Origin of the sequence: Ruegeria sp. (assembly GCF_965221235.1) — a bacterium.
In the GTDB taxonomy this organism is placed as follows: Bacteria; Pseudomonadota; Alphaproteobacteria; order Rhodobacterales; family Rhodobacteraceae; genus Ruegeria.
This window is the reverse complement of the sequence record NZ_CBDCRS010000004.1, coordinates 3,066,130-3,086,556: the sequence shown is the minus strand read 5'-3', so window position 1 is coordinate 3,086,556 and position 20,427 is coordinate 3,066,130. Positions and strand designations below refer to the sequence as shown.

Annotated in this window: 19 protein-coding genes and 1 pseudogene; 12 read left to right on the top strand and 8 right to left on the bottom strand. The window is 58.5% G+C overall.

Going from position 1 to position 20,427, the window contains the following annotated elements; translation table 11 throughout:
* Positions 1-101: 101 nt before the first annotated feature.
* The 7 genes and pseudogenes from ACOQOY_RS18690 to ACOQOY_RS18660 form a co-directional block, all read left to right on the top strand.
* Positions 102-524, top strand: coding sequence for a DUF2852 domain-containing protein (locus ACOQOY_RS18690; protein WP_420586836.1), 423 nt, complete (start codon positions 102-104; stop codon positions 522-524).
* Between the two features lie 67 nt (positions 525-591).
* The gene (locus ACOQOY_RS18685; protein WP_420586835.1) at positions 592-1,023 is read left to right on the top strand and encodes an RDD family protein; all 432 of its coding nucleotides are present in this window, start codon (positions 592-594) and stop codon (positions 1,021-1,023) included.
* A gap of 76 nt (positions 1,024-1,099) precedes the next feature.
* Entirely contained in the window at positions 1,100-1,924 is an 825-nt protein-coding gene (locus ACOQOY_RS18680; RefSeq protein ID WP_420586834.1) for an arginyltransferase, read from the top strand.
* Positions 1,925-1,930: 6 nt separating this feature from the next.
* Positions 1,931-2,086 (top strand): VOC family protein, encoded by a 156-nt coding sequence (locus tag ACOQOY_RS18675; protein WP_420586833.1) that lies wholly within the window; start codon positions 1,931-1,933, stop codon positions 2,084-2,086.
* Between the two features lie 34 nt (positions 2,087-2,120).
* Positions 2,121-3,079, top strand: a protein-coding gene (locus ACOQOY_RS18670) for an IS630 family transposase (RefSeq protein ID WP_420583699.1) whose coding sequence is annotated in 2 segments (ribosomal slippage) — positions 2,121-2,462 and positions 2,465-3,079 — 957 coding nt in all. Because the reading frame shifts where the segments join, the coding sequence is not laid out codon by codon here.
* Between the two features lie 85 nt (positions 3,080-3,164).
* A complete protein-coding gene (locus tag ACOQOY_RS18665) occupies positions 3,165-4,352 on the top strand; it encodes an IS701 family transposase (RefSeq protein WP_420583698.1) in 1,188 nt (395 codons plus the stop codon).
* Positions 4,353-4,548: 196 nt separating this feature from the next.
* Positions 4,549-4,833, top strand: a pseudogene (locus ACOQOY_RS18660) (VOC family protein); the annotation flags it as partial.
* A 134-nt stretch (positions 4,834-4,967) separates the two neighbouring features.
* Here the strand turns inward: ACOQOY_RS18660 and ACOQOY_RS18655 are convergent.
* The 3 genes from ACOQOY_RS18655 to ACOQOY_RS18645 all read right to left on the bottom strand — a co-directional run bounded on the left by ACOQOY_RS18655 (position 4,968) and on the right by ACOQOY_RS18645 (position 9,483).
* A complete protein-coding gene (locus ACOQOY_RS18655; protein WP_420586832.1) occupies positions 4,968-7,322 on the bottom strand; it encodes a TRAP transporter large permease in 2,355 nt (784 codons plus the stop codon).
* 17 nt (positions 7,323-7,339) lie between these two features.
* Entirely contained in the window at positions 7,340-8,275 is a 936-nt protein-coding gene (locus tag ACOQOY_RS18650; RefSeq protein WP_420586831.1) for a TRAP transporter small permease subunit, read from the bottom strand.
* Positions 8,276-8,397: 122 nt separating this feature from the next.
* Positions 8,398-9,483: a TRAP transporter substrate-binding protein gene (locus ACOQOY_RS18645; protein WP_420586830.1), complete on the bottom strand. Its 1,086-nt coding sequence runs from the start codon at positions 9,481-9,483 to the stop codon at positions 8,398-8,400.
* Between the two features lie 222 nt (positions 9,484-9,705).
* Here ACOQOY_RS18645 and ACOQOY_RS18640 point away from each other — a divergent pair, with 222 nt between their 5' ends.
* Complete coding sequence (locus ACOQOY_RS18640) at positions 9,706-11,139, top strand: cache domain-containing protein (protein ID WP_420587277.1); 1,434 nt, start codon at positions 9,706-9,708, stop codon at positions 11,137-11,139.
* Positions 11,136-11,774, top strand: coding sequence for a response regulator transcription factor (locus ACOQOY_RS18635; RefSeq protein WP_420586829.1), 639 nt, complete (start codon positions 11,136-11,138; stop codon positions 11,772-11,774). Before ACOQOY_RS18640 ends, ACOQOY_RS18635 begins: the two co-directional genes overlap by 4 nt.
* A gap of 79 nt (positions 11,775-11,853) precedes the next feature.
* Here the strand turns inward: ACOQOY_RS18635 and ACOQOY_RS18630 are convergent, their stop codons facing one another.
* A complete protein-coding gene (locus tag ACOQOY_RS18630) occupies positions 11,854-12,096 on the bottom strand; it encodes a hypothetical protein (protein ID WP_420586828.1) in 243 nt (80 codons plus the stop codon).
* 183 nt (positions 12,097-12,279) lie between these two features.
* Complete coding sequence (locus ACOQOY_RS18625; protein WP_420586827.1) at positions 12,280-13,125, bottom strand: HalD/BesD family halogenase; 846 nt, start codon at positions 13,123-13,125, stop codon at positions 12,280-12,282.
* A gap of 285 nt (positions 13,126-13,410) precedes the next feature.
* Here ACOQOY_RS18625 and ACOQOY_RS18620 point away from each other — a divergent pair, with 285 nt between their 5' ends.
* The 3 genes from ACOQOY_RS18620 to ACOQOY_RS18610 all read left to right on the top strand — a co-directional run bounded on the left by ACOQOY_RS18620 (position 13,411) and on the right by ACOQOY_RS18610 (position 16,833).
* A complete protein-coding gene (locus ACOQOY_RS18620) occupies positions 13,411-15,162 on the top strand; it encodes an acetolactate synthase 3 large subunit (RefSeq protein WP_420586826.1) in 1,752 nt (583 codons plus the stop codon).
* 60 nt (positions 15,163-15,222) lie between these two features.
* On the top strand, positions 15,223-15,783 hold the full coding sequence (gene ilvN / locus ACOQOY_RS18615; protein ID WP_170382781.1) for an acetolactate synthase small subunit: 561 nt from the start codon (positions 15,223-15,225) through the stop codon (positions 15,781-15,783).
* A gap of 297 nt (positions 15,784-16,080) precedes the next feature.
* Positions 16,081-16,833 (top strand): helix-turn-helix domain-containing protein, encoded by a 753-nt coding sequence (locus tag ACOQOY_RS18610; RefSeq protein WP_420586825.1) that lies wholly within the window; start codon positions 16,081-16,083, stop codon positions 16,831-16,833.
* On the opposite strand, the gene ACOQOY_RS18605 is transcribed toward ACOQOY_RS18610, so the two are convergent.
* The 3 genes from ACOQOY_RS18605 to prfB form a co-directional block, all read right to left on the bottom strand.
* Positions 16,830-17,615: a DUF2189 domain-containing protein gene (locus ACOQOY_RS18605; RefSeq protein ID WP_420586824.1), complete on the bottom strand. Its 786-nt coding sequence runs from the start codon at positions 17,613-17,615 to the stop codon at positions 16,830-16,832. The genes ACOQOY_RS18610 and ACOQOY_RS18605 overlap by 4 nt on opposite strands.
* A gap of 25 nt (positions 17,616-17,640) precedes the next feature.
* A complete protein-coding gene (locus ACOQOY_RS18600) occupies positions 17,641-19,041 on the bottom strand; it encodes an amidase (protein WP_420586823.1) in 1,401 nt (466 codons plus the stop codon).
* 174 nt (positions 19,042-19,215) lie between these two features.
* Positions 19,216-20,340, bottom strand: coding sequence for a peptide chain release factor 2 (gene prfB / locus ACOQOY_RS18595; RefSeq protein WP_420586822.1), 1,125 nt, complete (start codon positions 20,338-20,340; stop codon positions 19,216-19,218).
* Between the last annotated feature and the right edge of the window lie 87 nt (positions 20,341-20,427).

Sequence of the window (20,427 nt, the reverse complement as noted above, 5' to 3'; positions counted from 1 at the left end):
TGCACTCAATGTAAATCTTTTTCACATCACCCCTTGCAACCAGCCTGATACTTCCCATCTATTCAATGTGAAAACAATTTACATCAACCCGGAGACCACACATGACTGCACTGTCCGACCACGCTGTCCCTGAAAACCCGGGATGGCTCTACCGCGCCGAAGCCTGGATGGACGACAAAGGCAAAGGGGCCTGGATCGCCGCCATGGTCCTTGGTTTCATCTTCTTCTGGCCCGTGGGCCTTGCCCTTTTGGCCTATATGATCTGGAGCAAACGCATGTTCAGCAAATCCTGTAGCCGCCGCAAATCCTGGCACAGTCACATGAGCGCCATGAAACCCTCGGGCAACAGCGCGTTCGACGCCTACAAGGCTGACACCCTCGCCCGGCTGGAGCGTGAGCAGAAAGACTTCGAATCCTTCCTGCGCCGCCTGCGCGAAGCCAAGGACAAGGCCGAGTTCGACCAATTCATGGACGAACGCGCCCGCGAAAACCGCGACGAGGCTGAAAACGGCGAACGCGCCTGATCCAGACTTGCCCTGTCCCACCTTTCGGGACAGGGTAAATTTGCGAACAAATTCCGGATATTAAGACATGACCCACCTGCCCGATCCAGACAGCCAGCCCGAGTTTTACCAGTCGGTGGCGACCAAACGCTTTGTCGCGTGGCTCTTTGACATCGCCCTTATCTCACTGCTGTGCATAATCCCGGTCTTTCTGACATTAGGCTTGGGAATAATCTTCCTTCCGCTGATCTACGGCGTCATCAGCTTTGTCTATCGGGTCGTCACCATCGCCAACGGCTCGGCCACGCTGGGCATGCGCTTCATGGGAATCGAACTGCGGGATGCCTTTGGCGCACGCATGGATATGGGCAAAGCCGTGGCCCATACAGCCGGGTATTTCATCAGCATGGCCTTCTTCGTGGTGCAGATCGTGTCGGTCATCATGATGCTGACCAGCGCACGCTGCCAGGGCCTGACGGACTCGTTCCTCGGAACAGTCATGATCAATCAGCGGGCGTGAAAAATCAGCGTCGTGAATCACTTGGCGGCTCAAGGAACCGTTGTTATCATCCGACTTCAGGAAACACGGGACCTTCATGCGACACACGCTGCCAATCGCGCCGCAATTCTATGTGACTGCCCCCCAGCCCTGCCCTTACCTTGAGGGCAGGATGGAGAGGAAGCTGTTCACTGCCTTGCAAGGCGAAGGCGCGGACCAGCTGAATAACTCTTTGTCACAACAGGGGTTTCGACGGTCTCAAAACGTGCTTTACCGCCCCTCTTGCACCGATTGCGCCGCATGTCTATCCGCGCGCATCGACGTCTCGGCCTTTCGGCCCAGCAAAAGCCAGAAACGCGCAGCAAAGCGCAACGCCTATCTGCAGCGCCGGGCCAATTCACCCTGGGCCACGGATGAGCAATACGATCTGTTCCGCCGCTATCTCGATTCCCGCCACGCCGATGGCGGCATGGCTGACATGGACGTGTTCGAGTTTGCCGCAATGATCGAGGAAACCCCGATCCGCAGCCGCGTAGTTGAATATGCCGACCCGGAAACCGGCAATCTGATCGCGGTCAGCCTGACCGATGTTCTGGATGACGGGCTGAGCATGGTTTACTCGTTCTACGACCCCGAACAGCCCCAAAGCTCATTGGGAACGTATATGATCCTCGATCATATCGACATCGCGCGCGAAGCCGGCCTGCCCTATGTTTACTTGGGATACTGGGTGCCGGGCAGCCCCAAGATGGGCTACAAAGCGCGGTTTTCTGGGCTCGAAGCCTACATGCAGGGCGGTTGGAAGCGTATCGACGATCCCACCAATCTGACAGAGAACAATCACCATCCGCTGTCCACAGCGCCGATTGCCGAACAGGTTGCCAACATACAGCTGCCGGACCGCCACCCGACCAAGGGCTAACCACACATGAAGCAGACCCTGCACGCCGTCACCCTCGTGGTGCCGGACTACGATTCCGCCATCGCCTTCTACACGCAAACACTGAACTTCACGCTGACGCAAGACATCGACCTAAAGCTTTTCGAGCAAAGTTTGAATCGGCAGGGTTCCCCTGAGGTTTGATTTGTGATTCACCCTTTTTGGGAGGATCAGGAATATGCCAGCACCGTTGCCAAAGGAACTACGAGATCGTTTTGCGCGCTTGATCGAAGAAGGGCTGTCAGGGAGGGAGGCGTCGCGCCGTCTTCAGGTGTCCGCCGCGACCGGTGCGCGTTGGAGACGCCAGATACACGCGTCTGGCGCGGCCCAAATTGCCCCGATGGGGCGTCCACCGGGCAGCGGAAAGTTGGCACCCCATGTCGGGTTCTTCCGCGAGTTGTTAGCTCAAGACCCCGACATTACCCTTTTCGAGTTGCGCGATGCGCTTGCCGATGCTGTGGGGATCACTGTTCATCATTCGGCCATTGCCGGATTGTTGAAGCGCCTTGGCTTCACTCACAAAAAAAGTCGCTGGTGGCCACCGAACGCCGTCGCGCCAAGGTAAGACGACAGCGCGACGATTGGTCTGCTTATCGTTCGCCAGCCATCGCCCGAATGCCGGACCGCGTGGTGTTCATCGACGAAACGGCGGTAAAGACGAACCTCACCCGGCTCCGTGGCTGGGCACCTCAAGGAGAACGGCTGACCATGGACGCGCCGTTTGGCAGTTGGGGTACACAGACGCTGATCGCGGGGCTGACTCAGGACGCGTTGATCGCGCCGTGGGTCATCAAGGGCGCAATGGATGGCCCGGCATTCGCCGCCTACATCCGAGAAGTCCTCGTCAAGGAAATAGCGCCCGGCACTGTCGTCATCCTCGACAACCTAGCCACGCACCGGAACAAAGAGGCAGCACAGGCCCTGCGTGACCATGGATGTTGGTTTCTCTACCTGCCACCATACTCGCCCGACCTGAACCCCATCGAACTAGCTTTCTCAAAACTGAAAGCCCATTTGAGACGGATCGGGGCGAGAACCTTCACCGAAGTCTTCGAGGCTATCGGATCAATCTGCGATCTCTACGATCCAACAGAGTGCTGGAACTACTTCAAGGCCGCAGGATATGTTGCAAACTAATCTCGAAAGGCTTTAGTACTACAGTTGCGCATTGACTTGATCTCTGATTCATTACTGGTGATCTGGTAATTGGGAGGTTTTGGAGATGGCGGTTTCGGTCTGGAGGGAAACGCTTGTTGACTGGCGCAAGTCTCTGGAAGAATTGAAGTCTTTTGTTGCCCCGGCCTTCCGGCGTATTGAACAGCGCCGGACAGCGGGTGCCTTCATAGACGGCTTGCTGTCGGGGGCTGAACGCAAGACGGGCTGGATGCTTTCGGAAGAAGCCGGTTTTGACAAGCCGTATCGGATACAGTCGCTGCTGGGGCGCTCTTCCTGGTCCGCCGATGCGCTGTGTGACCTTGTTCGCAAATATGCCGTTGACATTCTTGGCGATCCTGAAGGTGTTCTTGTTGTGGACGAGACCGGTTTTTTGAAGAAGGGCGAGCATTCGGTTGGGGTTGCCCGACAGTATTCGGGTACAGCGGGGCGGGTAGAGAACTGTCAGATCGGGGTATTTGCCGCTTATGCGAGCCGCTGGGGTCATGCGCTGATCGATCGGCAACTCTATCTGCCGAAGGCGTGGGCGGAGGATCCGGATCGCCGTGCCAAAGCTCATGTCCCGCAGGAGGTGGGATTTGCCACCAAGCCGCAGATGGCTCGCGCGATGGTTTCCCGTCTCCTTGATGAAGGTGTCCCCTGCGCCTTTGTGCTGGCCGATGCTGTTTACGGGTCCGACAGCGGGTTCCGGCGCATGCTGGAGCAGCGCGGGCAGTCCTATGTATTGGCGGTGAAGTCCACGCATACACTGCGTCTTGTCGAAGACGATCACCTCATCCAGACCGATCCCGCCACCCTGACCGGAGAACTGGGCCCCGAAGCCTGGCGACCTCTTGCCGCCGGAGAGGGCGCGAAAGGACCGCGCCTTTACGAGTGGGCGCGTCTGCCCATCGGTAAACAGACCAAAGACGGGTTTATCAAATGGGTTCTGGCGCGCAGGAGCCGTCATGATCGCGCTTCCATAGCCTATTACTTCGCTTATGCGCCCGCCAATACCACCTTGGCGGAACTGGCCGCTGCGGCCGGGCTGCGCTGGACTATTGAAGAGTGTTTTCTCAGGGCAAAGGATGATCTGGGCCTGGACCATTGCGAGGCCCGGTCCTGGCATGGCTGGCACCGGCATATGAGCCTTGTGATGGCCACCGCCGCATTTCTGGCAAAGCTCAGCGCGGACCAGCGCCGCAATGCATTCGGGAAAGTGAACAAAACGAGTCCGGCAACGGGCCGCAGCGCATAGGCTTTCTGCGAACCGAGATATATACTACGCCAAGCTTTCTTTCGACCGTTGAAATCCTCAGATTGATCGCGCGCCTCATTCTCCCAACGCCCCCTTCTGACGCCTTCATTCTCGGATGGTCCCTCTGGCGAAGAACACATCAGGCCGCTGCTGCCAGAGCCCATCGAAAGTCCCGCCTCAATGCGCAACTGTAGTATTAGGCGGTGGCAAACGCTGGGTGCTGATCACACCGCCGGGTTCAGATGGCGGTTCGTTGCTGCTGGCACAGGCTGAGGGCCCAACCCAGATCGCCGCCGTCGGCAATCAAACCGGAGGCCGCGTCGGTTTCTTCCTGCAAACCGATGATTTCCAACGCGATTACGCAGCGATGCGCGCCAGCGGCGTTCATTTCGAAGAAGAGCCCAGACACGAACCATATGGCAGCGTCGCAGTTTGGCGCGACCCGTTCGGAAATCGTTGGGACCTGATCCAGTTCACATGATCCGCCGCTTCATCTGGCCCAAAATACCTCGGGGATGAATTGGCCACAGGTCAAGAAGGGTCTGGCCCCTTCCGCCAAACAAATAAGCAAAGGGGGCCAAACGGCCCCCTTTTCCATTGGTTCACCGGGAACCATCAATTCGGGATCAGATCGGGTACGATTGTCACAATCGACGGGAAAGACCATAGGATCGCGATGCCGACCACCTGAATGATCACAAACGGTATGATCCCGCGATAGATATGTCCTGTCGTCACCTCTTTGGGCGCAACCCCCCTCAGGTAGAACAGCGCGAACCCGAATGGTGGCGTCAGGAACGAGGTCTGAAGGTTCACCGCCACCATGATCGTCACCCATTTCGGATCAAACGACCCGCCATAGATCACAGGACCCACAATGGGGATCACGATGTAGATGATCTCGAGGAAATCCAGCACGAAACCCAGAATGAACAAGACCAGCATCACGATCAGGAAGACCGTGAACTCGTTGTCGAAACTGCGTAGGAACTGCTGGATGTAGTGTTCGCCCCCGAAAGAGATCACCACAAGGTTCAGCAATTGCGAGCCGATCAGAATGGTGAACACCATCGACGTCACTTTGGCCGTTTCCCGCACCACTGGTGTCAGCACACCGCTGGAAAACAGCACCCAGCACGCGTAGATCAGGCCGAACAGCGCATAAAGATACGCGGCATAGGCCAGAATAAAGGCGATCCAGGTTTCGACAGTGATATCTCCCTGATTGACACGCAAATCGAAATTCACGCCGAATATCAGGCAGATGATGATGGCAAATGTCGACCAGACGATCACCTTGCCCGATCGGTCCTGATCCTGAAGCTTGCGATAGGCCGCCAACATGATCGCACCGCCCGCCCCCAGCGCCGCTGCGGGCGTTGGGTTGGTGATACCGCCAAGGATCGACCCCAGCACTGCGATGATCAGAACCAGCGGCGGGAAGACCACGCGGATAAGATCGTTGGTAGCACAGCGCTCAGCCGCAAACCGGCAGCCGTATATCGCCAGGGCAAAGGGCGGCAACATCATCAGGAACGTCACCCCGGATGAGGTCGCCGGTTTGACCAGCAGGATGTCCACCAACACCATCAGCAGCAATCCAATGGCCCCGACAATCAGCGGCTGCGACGATTTCGACGGTGCGATACCGCGTCCCATCAGCAGGGTCAGGCCCAGCAGAACAACGATGACTGCTACACCGGTCCCAATCGGCGCTGCGGCTGCGATCTTGGCGTCCTTGGCCGCGGCCAATTCTTCCTCAGACAGACGCTGTGCCTGAGACACGCCGCCTGCTGCATCCAGCGCCTCCTGCTCGGCCACGGCCTGATCCCAGGCGGACTGACCGTGCAGCTCGATCATCGAGACCTTGCACTCTTCGGAAACATTCGTGCGCAGCGACGCGCCCTCGCCGATATCGGAAAACGCCGAAACGGTAATGTTCTGGCTGCCAATTACTCCTGCGCTTCCCAGCAAAACAGCGCCCACGATCAGCGCAACCGGCGCACCCAGCAACCAGGTCAGACCTTCGCTGCGAGTGATCGGCTCACCACCGCCGCCGCCCAGTTCCACGGCCGGAGCTTTCTCGGGGTTCAGCAGCGCATAGCCAAAGGCATAAAGCGCATAGAGCAGCGCCAACATGATCCCCGGCAGCAACGCGGCCTGGAACAGCGTTCCCACTGAGACCACCGCAGGCTCACCCAGATAGGTCAGCGCATCGGTACACCCGGCCTCGACCGCGCGGGTTTCCTGAGCGGTTGAATACAGGTCCCCGGCCAGTGTCCCCAGCAAAACGATCACGATGGATGGCGGAATGATCTGCCCCAACGTCCCCGAGGCTGCAATCACACCCGTAGCCAGTTCTGGCGAGTAGTTGTTTCGCAGCATGGTCGGCAACGCCAGCAAACCCATCGTCACAACGGTCGCGCCCACAATACCGGTCGAGGCCGCGAGAAACGCGCCCACAACCACAATCGACACGGCCAGACCACCCGGCAGAGGGCCAAAAACCCGCGCCATCGTGGTCAGCAGATCGTTGGCGATTTTCGACCGCTCCAGAGTGATCCCCATCAGGACAAACATCAGAACGGCCAGCAGAGTCTCGATGGATTGCCCGGCCAGAACGCGTTCGTTGATGCGGTTCACGATGAACGAAACGTTGCGGTCCAGCGCAGTTTCCCAGCCCGAAGGGAACACCGGCTCGCCATAGGTTGGTAGCTCGGGGTATCGGAAGACGGATATCGTGTCGGGTTTGACCCCTGAATTCACAAGATCCCGGTACGCTTGCGTGCCGGTGTCCACCGCCTGGTGGATCAACAACCCGGCGCTGTCCAGCGCCGCGATGATCCCGAATGAGATGATACCGGCCCCACCAATGGCAAAGGCCACCGGAAAGCCCGACAGGATGCCCCCGAAAAGGCAGAAAAATACGATAATGAGGCCAATCTCGACGCCATCAAGTCCGAATAGCATAGTCTGGGTCTCCGTCCTTAATGTGCGCCTTCGTAGGCTTCTTCACCCTCACCAAGGCTGTCCTTGTCGAGGTACTTTCCTTCACTTTCCGGCCCTTCCACGTATTCCAGATACGACCGGTACAGGAAGGCGATCGCTTGCAGGAAGACCAGCCCGGCGAAAGCCACCAGCATGATCTTGAACAGGAAATAGGCGGTGAAACCGTTGGGGCTGAACCCGATGGTTTCAACGTTCCAGCGCATGGCTTTTGCCTTCAGCAGAAGGCGATCCAACGTATCACTGGCCGAGGGTTTTGGCACGATCAGGTGCCGCCACATAAAGTACCAGCCATACATCCAGACCAGCACCGCCAGCGGCATCATGAAAAAGACCGAGCCCAGCATGTCGATCACCTTCTTAGTGCGGAACCGCGCCGGAGCGTAGAACAGGTCCACCCGCACATGTCCGCCCTGCACAAAGGTGTAACCCACACAAAGAGACACGACCAAAGCGTTGTAAAACTTGAGCATTTCAGCATACCAGCTGATGTCGTATTGCAGCGGAATACCAAAGGCGATCACGATGTCCGGGCGGGTGAAAATCCGCTGCATGATCACGATGATGATCTGTTGCAACACCATCAACAGGCCAGCCCAGGCAAAGAACCGGCCCAGCGTATTGGTGAACCCTTCCAGCCCGCGCACACATCCCCACATAAAGTTGGTGCGGACCACCCCGATTGCGGTGATGACCACAAAGATGGCAAAAACCGCAAAGAAGAACTCAACCGATCCGCCATAGTAGACGAAGCGCATGACAGCTTCTTTGTCGGACCAATCCAGCCAGAGGCTTGGATGTGTCACCGCATAACCGATGTTGTAGAAGGCTTGCGCCAGATTTTGCAGAGCCCAGACAATCCCACCGCCAATTGCGGCAAGAGCGTCGGTCAAACCAACCGAGCTGCTGTCGTCCATGATGTCCCTCACTCAGCTGAATATCTGTGGTTGCCACTTTAGCAGGGCCACCACGATTCAGAGAACACGCATTGAAAAAGAGGCCCCACAAACGTGAGGCCCCCGATTTTTCAGGTGTTTGCTTAGCCGCCCAGAACGCGCACGCGCTGCTGGACATAGTAGCCGTCGGATTTGTTGATCCAGGACGCCGAGTTGGCCAGCGATTCCTCGAACGAGCCACGGATATTGGCGAACAGCTCGTCATCCATGTTCTCGTCCATAACCTCGGCCGAGGCTTTGCCGAACGCATCCCAGACATCGTCCGAGAATTGCAGCGTCTTCACGCCCTGCGCTTGCAGACGCGCCAGCGCGGCACCGTTGTTGGCCAGTGTTTCGGCCAGCTGATAGTGGGTGGTCGCCATCGACGCATAGCGCATGATCGCCTGCTGCGCCGGTGTCAGGTCATTCCAGACGTCCAGGTTGACGGATGCCGCCAGACCCGAGCCCGGCTCGTGGAAACCAGCAGTGTAGTAGACCTTGGCAACTTCCTGGAAGCCCGCGCGTTCGTCAGCCATTGGGCCAACCCACTCCAGACCGTCCAGCGCGCCCGAAGACAGCGCCTGATACAGTTCGCCGCCCGGAATGTTCTGAACCGATGCGCCAAGCTTGCCCAGCACCTTGCCGCCCAGACCGGGCATGCGGAATTTCAGACCGTTGAAGTCAGCAGCCGAGTTGATCTCATTGCGGAACCAGCCACCTGATTGCGAACCCGAGTTACCGGCCAGCAGGCCTTTCAGGTTGAAGATCTGGCCCAGCTCATCATGCATCTCTTCGCCGCCGCCATGATAGTACCAGTTGGTCAGTTCCTGTGCGGTCCCACCGAACGGCACGGCGGTGAAATAGGCGTAGCCGGGGTGCTGACCGATAAAGTAGTAATCGGCCGAGTGATACATGTCGGCCTGACCCGACGACACGGCGTCGAACACTTCCAGCGCACCCACCAGTTCACCCGGCGCTTTCTTTTCGATTGTCAGCTGGCCATCCGACATCTCACCGACCATCTGCTCCATATAGCTGGCGGCATCATCCAGAACGGCAAAGCCACGCGGCCAGGATGTCACCATGGTCAGGGTCCGCTTGCCCTGCGCGTAAGCTGGCGCTGCCAGCGTTGTCGCGGCAGCCGCTGTGCTTCCCAGTGCAGTGGTTTTCAAAAATGAACGACGATCCATCAAGTCAATCCTCCCAAAGTCGTGATCTGCCTCTTGGGGCAGTTGATCGTTGTCGATGGCGTGGATCATATCGCTGCATTCGATGATGAAAATACCTACTACTACGTAGATGAACGCCAAAATACGCTCAAACTGTTGGATTTGGCGCAGGTTTGCCCTGAACTTACCCCGCCCCAAAGGCCGAACTTTGCATTTTTCACCGATTTTGCTTATCGCAGAAGCATGGGGAGATTCCGGAACGCTTTTCGACCGAATTACGCGCAGAAGCTGTCGCTGCTGGCGACATTGCCGCTGATCGTGGCGGTTGCTGCGATTGCGATCCTTGTCGCCCATCAGTCCCGAAAACTGGCCGAAAGGGAAATCGCCCAGCTCGAAGCGCAGTTGATCGAGGCCAAGAAAGCCGAATTGCGAAACTACGTCACGCAGGCGCGCAACGGGTTCTATTTTGTCTATGGCTCAGCCCAGCCCGACGATCAGGCGGCCAAGGATCAGGTGGCACAGATTCTGTCGGCGATGATCTACGGCGATGACGGGTTCTTCTTTGTCTATGATTATGACGGCACCAATCTGGTCAGCCCTCGCCAGACCGAGTTCATCAACAAAAACTGGAGCGGCCTGAGCGACAGCGAAGGAACCCCTATTGTGGACGAGCTGATCCGCATTGCCCGGCAGGGTGCCGGATACCATACCTATCTCTGGCCCAAGCCTTCGACCGGTGAAGAGGCTCAGATGATCACCTATGTCACCAGCTTCCCCAGCTGGCAGTGGGCAGTTGGGACCGGGGTTTTCATCGACGACGTCGTCGCCTCAATCGCAGCGGCACGGGCCGAGGTCGAGGCGCGCGTGCGGCGAACCTTCTACTACATCGGCGGGATCACATTGGCGGCGGTTCTGGTCGTCTTTGCCTCAGGTACGTTTCTGAATCTGCGCGAACGTCGTCTGGCGGACGCCAAGCTCAAGGAACTGACCCAGCGGGTGTTCGACGCGCAAGAAGAAGAGCGGGGCCGCGTGGCGCGCGAACTTCATGACGGGATCAGCCAGATATTGGTGGGTGTGCGCTATGCGCTGGACAATGCGCGCCGCCGCCTTTCACGCGGTGACGATCCCGGCGCACGTGACCCGCTGGACAAGGGGATCGACCACCTTGGCACCGCCATCACCGAGGTCCGCCGCATCAGTCGCGATCTTCGCCCAGGTGTGTTGGACGATCTGGGCCTCGGCCCGGCGCTCAAGGCGCTGACCGACGATTTCCGCGAACGCACCGGGATCGAGACCGAGTTCTCAACCGTCGTGTTCCGCAACCGGCTGGATCAGGACGCCAAGATCGCTCTTTATCGCATCGCCCAAGAGGCGTTGACCAATATCGAACGTCATGCCGATGCTAGCCGCGTGACAATCGACCTGCGCGGTCACAAGAAAGGCGCGACGATGCGGATCACCGATAATGGCCGCGGCCTGCCCCGCGAACCGGGTCAGGCAGGCTCGGGTATCGGGCTGCGCAACATGCAGGAACGCATCGAACAGCTTCACGGAACGCTGCGCATCCTGTCGTCCCGGGGTCCGCGCGGCGGCACCGTGATCGAAGTCACCCTGCCGCTCAGCCGCCTTCTCCCACCACAGGAAGATGCCACTCAGACCCGAAAGGCCGGTACATGAATACCCGAGTTCTCATTGTTGACGACCACCCGATGGTAGCCGAGGGGATTCAGTCGATCCTAGAAAGCTACCCCGGGATCGAAGTGGTCGGAACACTCGGCACCGGTCAGGAGGCCGTCGATCAGGCCGCGAACCTGGCCCCGGATGTCATCCTGATGGACCTGAACATGCCGGGGCTGGGCGGCCTCAGTGCAACCGAAATCATCCTTGAACGCCTGCCGGATACCCGCATCCTGATCCTGTCCATGCATGACAGCCCCGAATATATCTCGACCGCACTCAGCCACGGGGCCAAAGGCTATGTCCTCAAGGACGTCCCCACCGAAGAGATCAAACAGGCCATCGACGCGGTGATGCGGGGCGAGCAGTATCTGTGCACGGGCGCCAGCGGCTCTCTGCAACCCAAACAGGACAGCACGCGCGAGGCGCTGACCGGGCGCGAACAGACAATCCTGCTGGAACTGGCACAGGGCAAATCAAACAAAGAGGTCGCGCTGGCATTGGAAATTTCGGTTCGAACGGTCGAGACGCACCGCAAGAACATCAAACGCAAGCTCGGTATCTCGTCAACCGCAGGCCTGACCCGCTATGCGCTTGAGCATGGCGTCCTGCAAGGCACCAGCCGCGGCTTCTAGGTGCCACCCGCGGCGCGCAGCGCCGCCCGGCCCAACCGGCGGAGTTGCGCCACAGGCGCATCGACAACGGGCGGGAGCCCTACCCGCGTGGTCGAATATCCTGCCCAAAGAAAATCAGTGTTCCGTCTTCGTCTAAGACGTGGAACTCTCGCTGAAGATAAGGCTGGTCAAAGGGTGGCCGTACCCGCCCCTCGGGCAATCCTGCGAGGCCCGGGCGCAGAGTCTCATACAATTCGTCGATCCCGTCCACATCCACGTAAAAGGACTGATCTTCACCCAACGGGCGGCCATCTTCGCGGGGCGGGCATTCCAACAGCCGCACAGCCACTGATCCCAGAGACAAAAACGCATAATTGTCTTACCGAAAACCGCAGGTGAATCCCAGCCGGTCACAATAAAAGTCGATCTGTGTCTGCAAAGACGAGCACAAAACAAAAGGTGTAAGCTGTAAAATCTTTGGCATAAGCGCCTCCGGTAAAATGACCCGGTTTCAGGCTAACACGTCTCAGTCCAGCAACTGATCCTTTCTGTTCCCTTCCCTCTCATAATGATGTGGCAACACGCGACCATAGAGCTGCTTTGTCCGCTCGACCCCGCCACACATGCCTTCGGCTTCGACGAATGAGAATATCCCCACGTACCGGCTGCGTGCGCCCGTCAACGGCGCGACCCGGTGCAAAGCATATCGCCCTTTGAAAATCTGTAGATCACCGGGCTGCAACTCCAGCTCGCACACTTGCGCCCGATTGCCATCCAGAACCGAGGCGACCGACCGAAAATTCTCATCCTCTGCGCTGCGCAGGTTCGGCACATACTCAAAGGTCCCTCCGGCCTCACCGTTTTGAATGGCAAGAGTGACGGTGTAATTGTTGGTATCAAAATGCCAGGGAAAGCCCTGCCCCTCTTCAACCACGTTGATGATCACATCGGCCAGCGGGTCATCATAGCGAAAGAACCGGTCTTCCGGCTCCTCCAACGCATCCCGAACAAAGGGCATGAACCACTCGTATTCATAAATACGGCGCAAAGGTCCGGAGGTCGGGAAGTTGTCCGCAGGAACAAACGCGTTCGAGCGATCATAGAAGCGGCGGATCGGATGACCAATCCCAAAGCGCGGATCGTCCCGGGTGAAATAGGCGTTTGTCCGGCTGAAGGACCGATGCGCCTGTGCCGCGACAGCATCAGCCTCTTGCACCAGCAAATCCAACCCCTCCGCATGTACAAATCCGGGCAGTACCGCGCAGCCGTCAGCGTCAAGTTCACGCCGCAGGTCGGCAACCATCTGTTCGTAGGCGCGGGAATCCGGTCGGTCGATCGGATACCGGCCAAGATCAATCAAATCTTGCAGCATCTTCCGCCTCGCTGAACTGTTCCTATGAAATCAGGGTGACTCAGGAAATTCCGCCCTTCGGGATAGAAAATTGGCGTAATTCCCTGTTGACGCCCCTTCCCCCCGACCATAATGTCCCTGCACGCAAAGAAGGAGCCTCTGGCGATGAGAACGCTAGTCGTAATCGTAGGAACCACGCGCATGGGCCGGTAACGGTAAACCATAATCGAACCCATGCGCCTCCGAAAAATCGGGGGCTTTTTTTATGCAGAACGCAAGACACATGTCGCGAACGGAGCAAAACAGATGACACGTGAGATGACCGGCGCAAAGATGGTGGTTCAGGCCCTCAAGGATCAGGGCGTGGACACGGTATTCGGATACCCAGGCGGCGCCGTGCTACCCATCTATGACGAAATCTTTTTGCAAAATGACATTCGCCACATTCTGGTGCGTCATGAACAGGGTGCGATCCACGCCGCCGAAGGCTATGCCCGCTCGACCGGCAAGCCCGGCGTTGCGCTGGTGACGTCCGGCCCCGGGGCCACTAACGCCGTCACCGGCCTGACGGACGCGCTGCTGGATTCGATCCCTCTGGTCGTTCTGACCGGACAGGTGCCGACCTTCATGATCGGTTCGGACGCGTTCCAAGAGGCTGACACTGTTGGCATCACCCGCCCCTGCACCAAGCATAACTGGCTGGTCAAGGACACGGACTCGCTGGCCGAGACCATGCATGAGGCGTTCCACGTTGCCACCTCGGGCCGTCCCGGGCCGGTCCTGATCGACATCCCGAAAGACGTCCAGTTTGCGTCCGGCGAGTATACCGGACCCAAGCCCTCAACCTCGCATTATCAGCCGGTTCTGAAGGGCGATCTGGAAGAGATCACCGAACTGGTTGCCGCGATCGAAACCGCCAAAAAGCCGGTCTTCTACACCGGCGGCGGTGTGATCAACTCCGGCCCCGCAGCCAGCCAGCTGCTGCGCGAACTGGTCGATGCGACCGGCTTTCCGATCACCTCAACCCTGATGGGTCTGGGTGCCTACCCGGCCTCGGGCAAGAACTGGTTGGGCATGCTGGGGATGCACGGGCTCTATGAGGCCAACCTTGCGATGCATGACTGCGACCTGATGATCAATATCGGCGCGCGGTTCGATGACCGGATCACCGGACGCATTGATGCATTCTCGCCGAACTCGAAAAAAGCGCATATCGACATTGATCCGTCGTCGATCAACAAAGTGATCCGCGTCGATATCCCGATTGTCGGCGATGTAGCGCATGTGCTTGAGGACATTCTGAAGGTCTGGAAAGCGCGCGGCCGCAAAACAGATGCGGCAGCAGTCAAGGAATGGCAGGCGCAGATCAGCGAATGGCGCAAGATTAACTGTCTGGCCTACGCAAACAGCGAAAAGTCCATCAAGCCACAATATGCGCTGCAACGGCTGGAAGAGCTGACCAAGAAGCACGACCGATACGTCACGACCGAAGTCGGTCAGCACCAGATGTGGGCCGCGCAGTATCTGGGGTTCGAAGACCCCAACCGATGGATGACATCGGGTGGTCTGGGCACGATGGGCTACGGCTTCCCGGCGTCGATCGGCGTGCAGATGGCGCACCCGGACGCGTTAGTGATCAACGTGGCCGGTGAGGCCTCGTGGCTGATGAACATGCAGGAAATGGGTACTGCCGTTCAGTATCGTCTGCCGGTGAAACAATTCATCCTGAACAACGAACGTTTGGGCATGGTCCGCCAGTGGCAGGAACTGCTGCATGGTGAGCGGTATTCGCATTCCTGGTCCGAAGCTCTGCCCGATTTCGTGAAACTCGCCGAAGCGTTTGGGGCGAAAGGCATCCTGTGTTCTGACCCTGCTGATCTGGACGATGCGATCATGGAGATGATCAACTATGACGGTCCGGTGATCTTTGACTGTCTGGTCGAAAAGCACGAGAACTGCTTCCCCATGATCCCGTCGGGCAAGGCCCATAACGAGATGCTGCTGGGCGAGGCCGAAACGCAGGGCGTAATCGACTCCAAAGGCTCGGTTCTGGTTTGACGAATTCTTGTTGGGCGCGGTCGCGCGCCCGACACCACAAGGATGATGAAAGGGACATAAATGTCTGCCCTACATATCAAAAAAGGCTCTACCCGCCACTCGGCCTATAACCTACGCCCCACCTTCTCGGACGTGCAGGAACGCCACACAATCGCGGTATTGGTTGAAAACGAGCCCGGTGTCTTGGCACGCGTGATCGGCCTGTTTTCGGGCCGTGGCTACAACATCGAAAGCCTGACCGTGGCCGAGGTTGACCACACCGGCCATCTCAGCCGCATCACCATTGTCACCACCGGTACCCCGCAGGTGATTGAACAGATCAAGGCGCAGCTGGGCCGTATCGTCACGGTGCATGACGTGCATGACCTGACCGTCGAAGGCCCCTCGGTCGAGCGTGAGCTGGCCATTATCAAGGTTGTTGGCGAAGGCGACAAGCGGGTCGAGGCGCTGCGTCTGGCCGATATCTTCCGCGCCAATGTGGTGGACAGCACGCTGAACTCGTTCATCTTCGAGATCACCGGCGCGCCCGACAAGATCGACGCTTTTGCTGACTTGATGCGCCCTCTGGGCCTCGTTGAAATCGCCCGTACCGGCGTCGCAGCACTGCTGCGTGGTGACTAACCACCTTGTCCGCCCGGTCCTGTGCGCGGGATCGGGTGGACTGTTCTGCATCGGCCGATGGTGACACACGTTCCAAATTTGGTCCTGATGACAGTTTTCGGCGCGAAATAGCCGAAAAAGATCACACAAAATAAGATAAACCCTATTGCCTTTATAGCATTGGACGTTAGCCTCGACAGGGTAACGCAGCGGTGGGATGCGCGCGTTAGTGTCATCTGTACGATTTCCATACGTATTCGACCAAAAGGTCGGACAAGTTGCGCACTCAAAAACAAGACGCGGGAACCTGGGACACAAATGACCAAAGACATCCGTAACCCAGCTGAATTGCGCAGGATGTTTGGCGCCAACCTAAGGCAATTGTCCAAACAATACGCATCCGTGTCCGAGCTGTGCCGCCAACTTGGGATTAACCGCACCCAGTTCAACAGATACCTCGGAGGAGAGTGCTTTCCCCGCCCCGACGTTCTGGATCGGATTTGCCGGTTCTTCGAGGTCGACGCCCGCATCCTGCTGCGACCTCTGGACGAGATCGAGCGCGCTCCGACGCACCCGGCAGCTGCGGCTCTTACCGATTTTCTTGGCTCTGGCCCGTCTACCCTGACCGAAAGTCTATTTCCGGCAGGTTTCTACTATGCCACAGAAACCGAATTGGATGAGCAGCAACCCTCGCGGCATCGCCTGCTTCATGCCCGCCGTTTGCCGCAATGCACGCTGGTCCGCAGTTATGAGCCGCGCCCCGGGATGCCCCAAGCCGCGCCGAATGAGCGCGAGGTTCAGGGTATCGCGGCCTGCGCCGGGCGGCAGATCTATATGCTGATGTCTTGCCGGGCCTCACAAAACAGCCGAATTTACCTGTTCACACGTGGCACGGATGCACAGTCCGATCGCTGGCGCGGAGTTGCGATATGCCTGTCGAAAACCACAGCCAGTGCGACCACAACGCGCCGGGTTCTGCTGCGCCACCTGGGAGATGACCCCTCAGCCGTGCTGACTGCGGTCCGCACCGCCCGCCGCCTTGAGCGCCCCTCACCCGAACCTGTTGGTTAAGCCGCACCCGCCTCGTTTTGCGACTGAGTGATCAGGCGATACAGGTGCCAGCTTGCATGCCCAAGCAGTGGCAGCACGATCAAAAGCCCTAGAAACCATGGGATCATGGCCACAAAGGTCAGGACCGCAATAAATATGCCCCAACCCAGCATCACGGCAAAGTGGTCCCGCACGTAAGTGAAGCTGGCGATCATGGCGGTCACGAAATCCAGCTCGCGATCCAGCAGCATGGGAATAGACAGCACCGTGATCATGTAAAGGATCGTCGCAAACACGGCGCCAACAGCCGAGCCTACCGCCAGCATGGTCAGACCGTTGGCTGTCCAATACACCTCAAGCGACGTTGACACATTGGTCATGGTCGACAGCCCCATGAATAGTGCAAAGATCATGTGGCCCAGAAAAAACCAGAACAGGAACATCACCACGATGATGGCACAGATCGAGGGCAACTGACGCCGCCCCTGATGCACCACAACACCGAATATCGCACCGAAATCCAATGCCTCCCCCTGTTCCAGCCGGTGCGAGACCTCATACAGCCCCACCGCCGCGAACGGCCCCAGCAAAGGGAAACCGATGGCTGCCAGCACCAGCCAATAGGATGTGCCGGTCTGAACCGTAAGCCACGCCATCGCCCACCCGGCCACAACATAGAACCCAGCAAAGACCAATCCAAAGAGCGGAGCCCGCCGGTAATCCGCCCAGGCCCGGCGCAAAGCCTCTCGCAACATAGCCGCGTTCACCGGTCCCATATCCGGAACGCCAAATGGCTTGTCCATGTCCTCTCCTCCTTCCTTGCCGGCCTTATGGTCGGGCCGGTCGTTTTTGCGGCCACCCGGTGGCGGCGTGATAAGCAGCACCGAGCGACAGGATGCGCGCGTCCGATCCGCGCGGACCGAAAATCTGCATTCCCATCGGAAGCCCTTCTTCACCAAACCCGACGGGCACGGACAGACATGGCAGCCCGATGAGGCTGACCGGCACCATGACCTCCATCCACCGATGATAGGTATCCATCCTTTTCCCTGCAATTTCTGTGGGATACGGAACCTCAATCTCAAACGGCCAGACTTGCGCCGAAGGCAGAACCAGAGCGTCACAGTCCCCGAACACCCCAACCGCGCGCCGGAACCACGCTGATCTGGCAACGCTGGCCCGATGCACCTGCATTGCGGTCATGTTCAACCCCCGGTCCAACTCCCACTGTGCGGTGTCCTTCAATGCGGCCCGGTGTTCAGTGAGGTCAGCAAGGCCCGCCGCGACGCTCCAAGATCGCAAAGTGGCCCAACTGTCCCAGATCCGTTCAGCCTCAATCGGAGGCGCAAGCAGTTCAACCTCAGCCCCAAGTTGGGTCAGTACCGATAGCGCGTCCTGACACATATCCCGAATGCCTTGTTCAAACGGATAAGCCCCGCCCCAATCATCCAGCCAGCCGATCCGCATTCCTTTCGGGTCAACTGCACCGACTGGGGAAACATCCTCTCCGGTCACCCGATGCGGATGTCTTGGATCGGGACCCGAGATCACATCCAGCAACAGGCCCAGATCCTCGGGGCAACGCGCCATTGGGCCAAGCGTCGACAACTGATGCAGGAACCCGTCCCCCGCAGGCTCAGACGGAACCCGGCCCCAGCTAGGCCGGAACCCATAGACATTGTTCCAGGCGGCTGGGTTGCGCAGGCTGCCCATCATGTCGGACCCGTCCGCCAGCGACAGCATCCCGGTGGCCAACGCAACCGCCGCACCACCAGAAGATCCCCCGCATGTCCGCTCGGGATCATAGGGGTTGGACGTCGCCCCATAGACCGGGTTGAAAGTATGAGAGCCCAGTCCGAACTCGGGCGTATTCGTCTTGCCAATCAGGATCGCCCCTGCCGCCCGCATCCGCGCGGCGATCAAATCATCCTTTTCCGGAACAAAACCTTTGAAGATTGGTGAGCCCTGAGATGACACAATCCCTTCGACATTGACCAAGTCCTTAACCGCAATCGGCAATCCATGCAGCGGACCCCGCTTTGGGCCTTCATCCAACGCCCGGGCCTCAGCCATCAATTCGTCAGGGTCACGCAAGGCAACGATGGCGTTCACTGATCCATTGATCGCCGCAACTCGATCCAGCGTCGCGCGCATCAACTCGACGGCCGACATCCGCCCGGCGTTCAGATCAATCAGCAGGTCTTTTGCGGTCGTTTGACTCAAATCCATCTCAGGCTCATCCCCCCAACAAGATCAGCCTAGCGGGGCCGCACCCCCATTTAAACCCATTGTTTAAATGTATCTTTTCCGGTCCGGTTTAGAACAGGAATCCGCTTCATCTGTCCCAAAATACCTCGGGGGAGTCGCCGCCTGCGGAGACGGGGGCAAAGCCCCCTGTCGGACTTACTCGCCCTGCGCCTCGGACCGGCTTTTACCCGCAACGTTCAACGCAAGCGTCGCTGCCATGAATCCGTCCAGATCACCATCCAGAACACCCTTGGTGTCCGAGGTTTCATGGTTGGTCCGCAGGTCCTTGACCATCTGATAGGGTTGCAGAACATAGGACCGGATCTGGTTGCCCCACCCCGCATCGCCCTTGGCCTCATGTGCCGCGTTGATGTCCGCGTTGCGACGATCCAATTCCTGTTGATACAGCCGCGATTTCAGCGCTTTCATCGCGATATCGCGGTTCTGGTGCTGCGACTTTTCGGAACTGGTCACAACGATCCCGGTCGGGATGTGTGTGATCCGCACGGCTGAGTCAGTGGTGTTCACGTGCTGCCCACCCGCGCCCGAAGACCGATAGGTGTCGATCCGAATGTCTGAGGGGTTCACCTCGATCTCGATATTGTCGTCCACCACCGGATAGACCCAGACCGAGCTGAACGAGGTGTGCCGCTTGGCCGCCGAGTCATAGGGCGAAATCCGCACCAGACGATGCACGCCGCTTTCCGACTTCAACCAGCCATACGCGTTGTGGCCGGAAATCTTGTAGGCAGCAGACTTGATCCCTGCCTCTTCGCCCGCGGTTTCAGACTGCAGCTCGACCGTATAGCCCTTTTTCTCGGCCCAGCGGACATACATCCGCGCCAGCATCGAGGCCCAATCGCAGCTTTCCGTGCCGCCCGCGCCCGAGTTGATCTCAAGGAACGTGTCATTGCCGTCAGCCTCGCCATCCAGCAGCGCCTCAAGCTCTTTCTTGGCCGCTTTGGCCTTGAGCGACTTGATCGCAGCTTCGGCGTCCGAGACGACCTCTTCGTCTTCTTCCATCTCACCCAGTTCGATCAGTTCGACATTGTCGCTGAGATCGGTCTTGATGGACTCATAGGTTTCGATGGCGTCGACCAGCATCTGACGCTCACGCATCAGTTTCTGCGCATTCTCGGGATTGTCCCACAGGTTGGGGTCCTCAACACGCGCATTGAATTCCTCAAGACGATGAGGCGCGGTTTCATAGTCCATACGCTGCGCCAGCAGCTCCAGCGACTTTTCGATTTCCGCCACGGTATTCTGGGTTTCGGCGCGCATGGTCTTGTCCCAACTTGCTCAATCAGGCTTGCGTGATAGCAAGAGGTTCGGGGCACCACAAGACAGCCGAGCTCCGAAACGCATCAG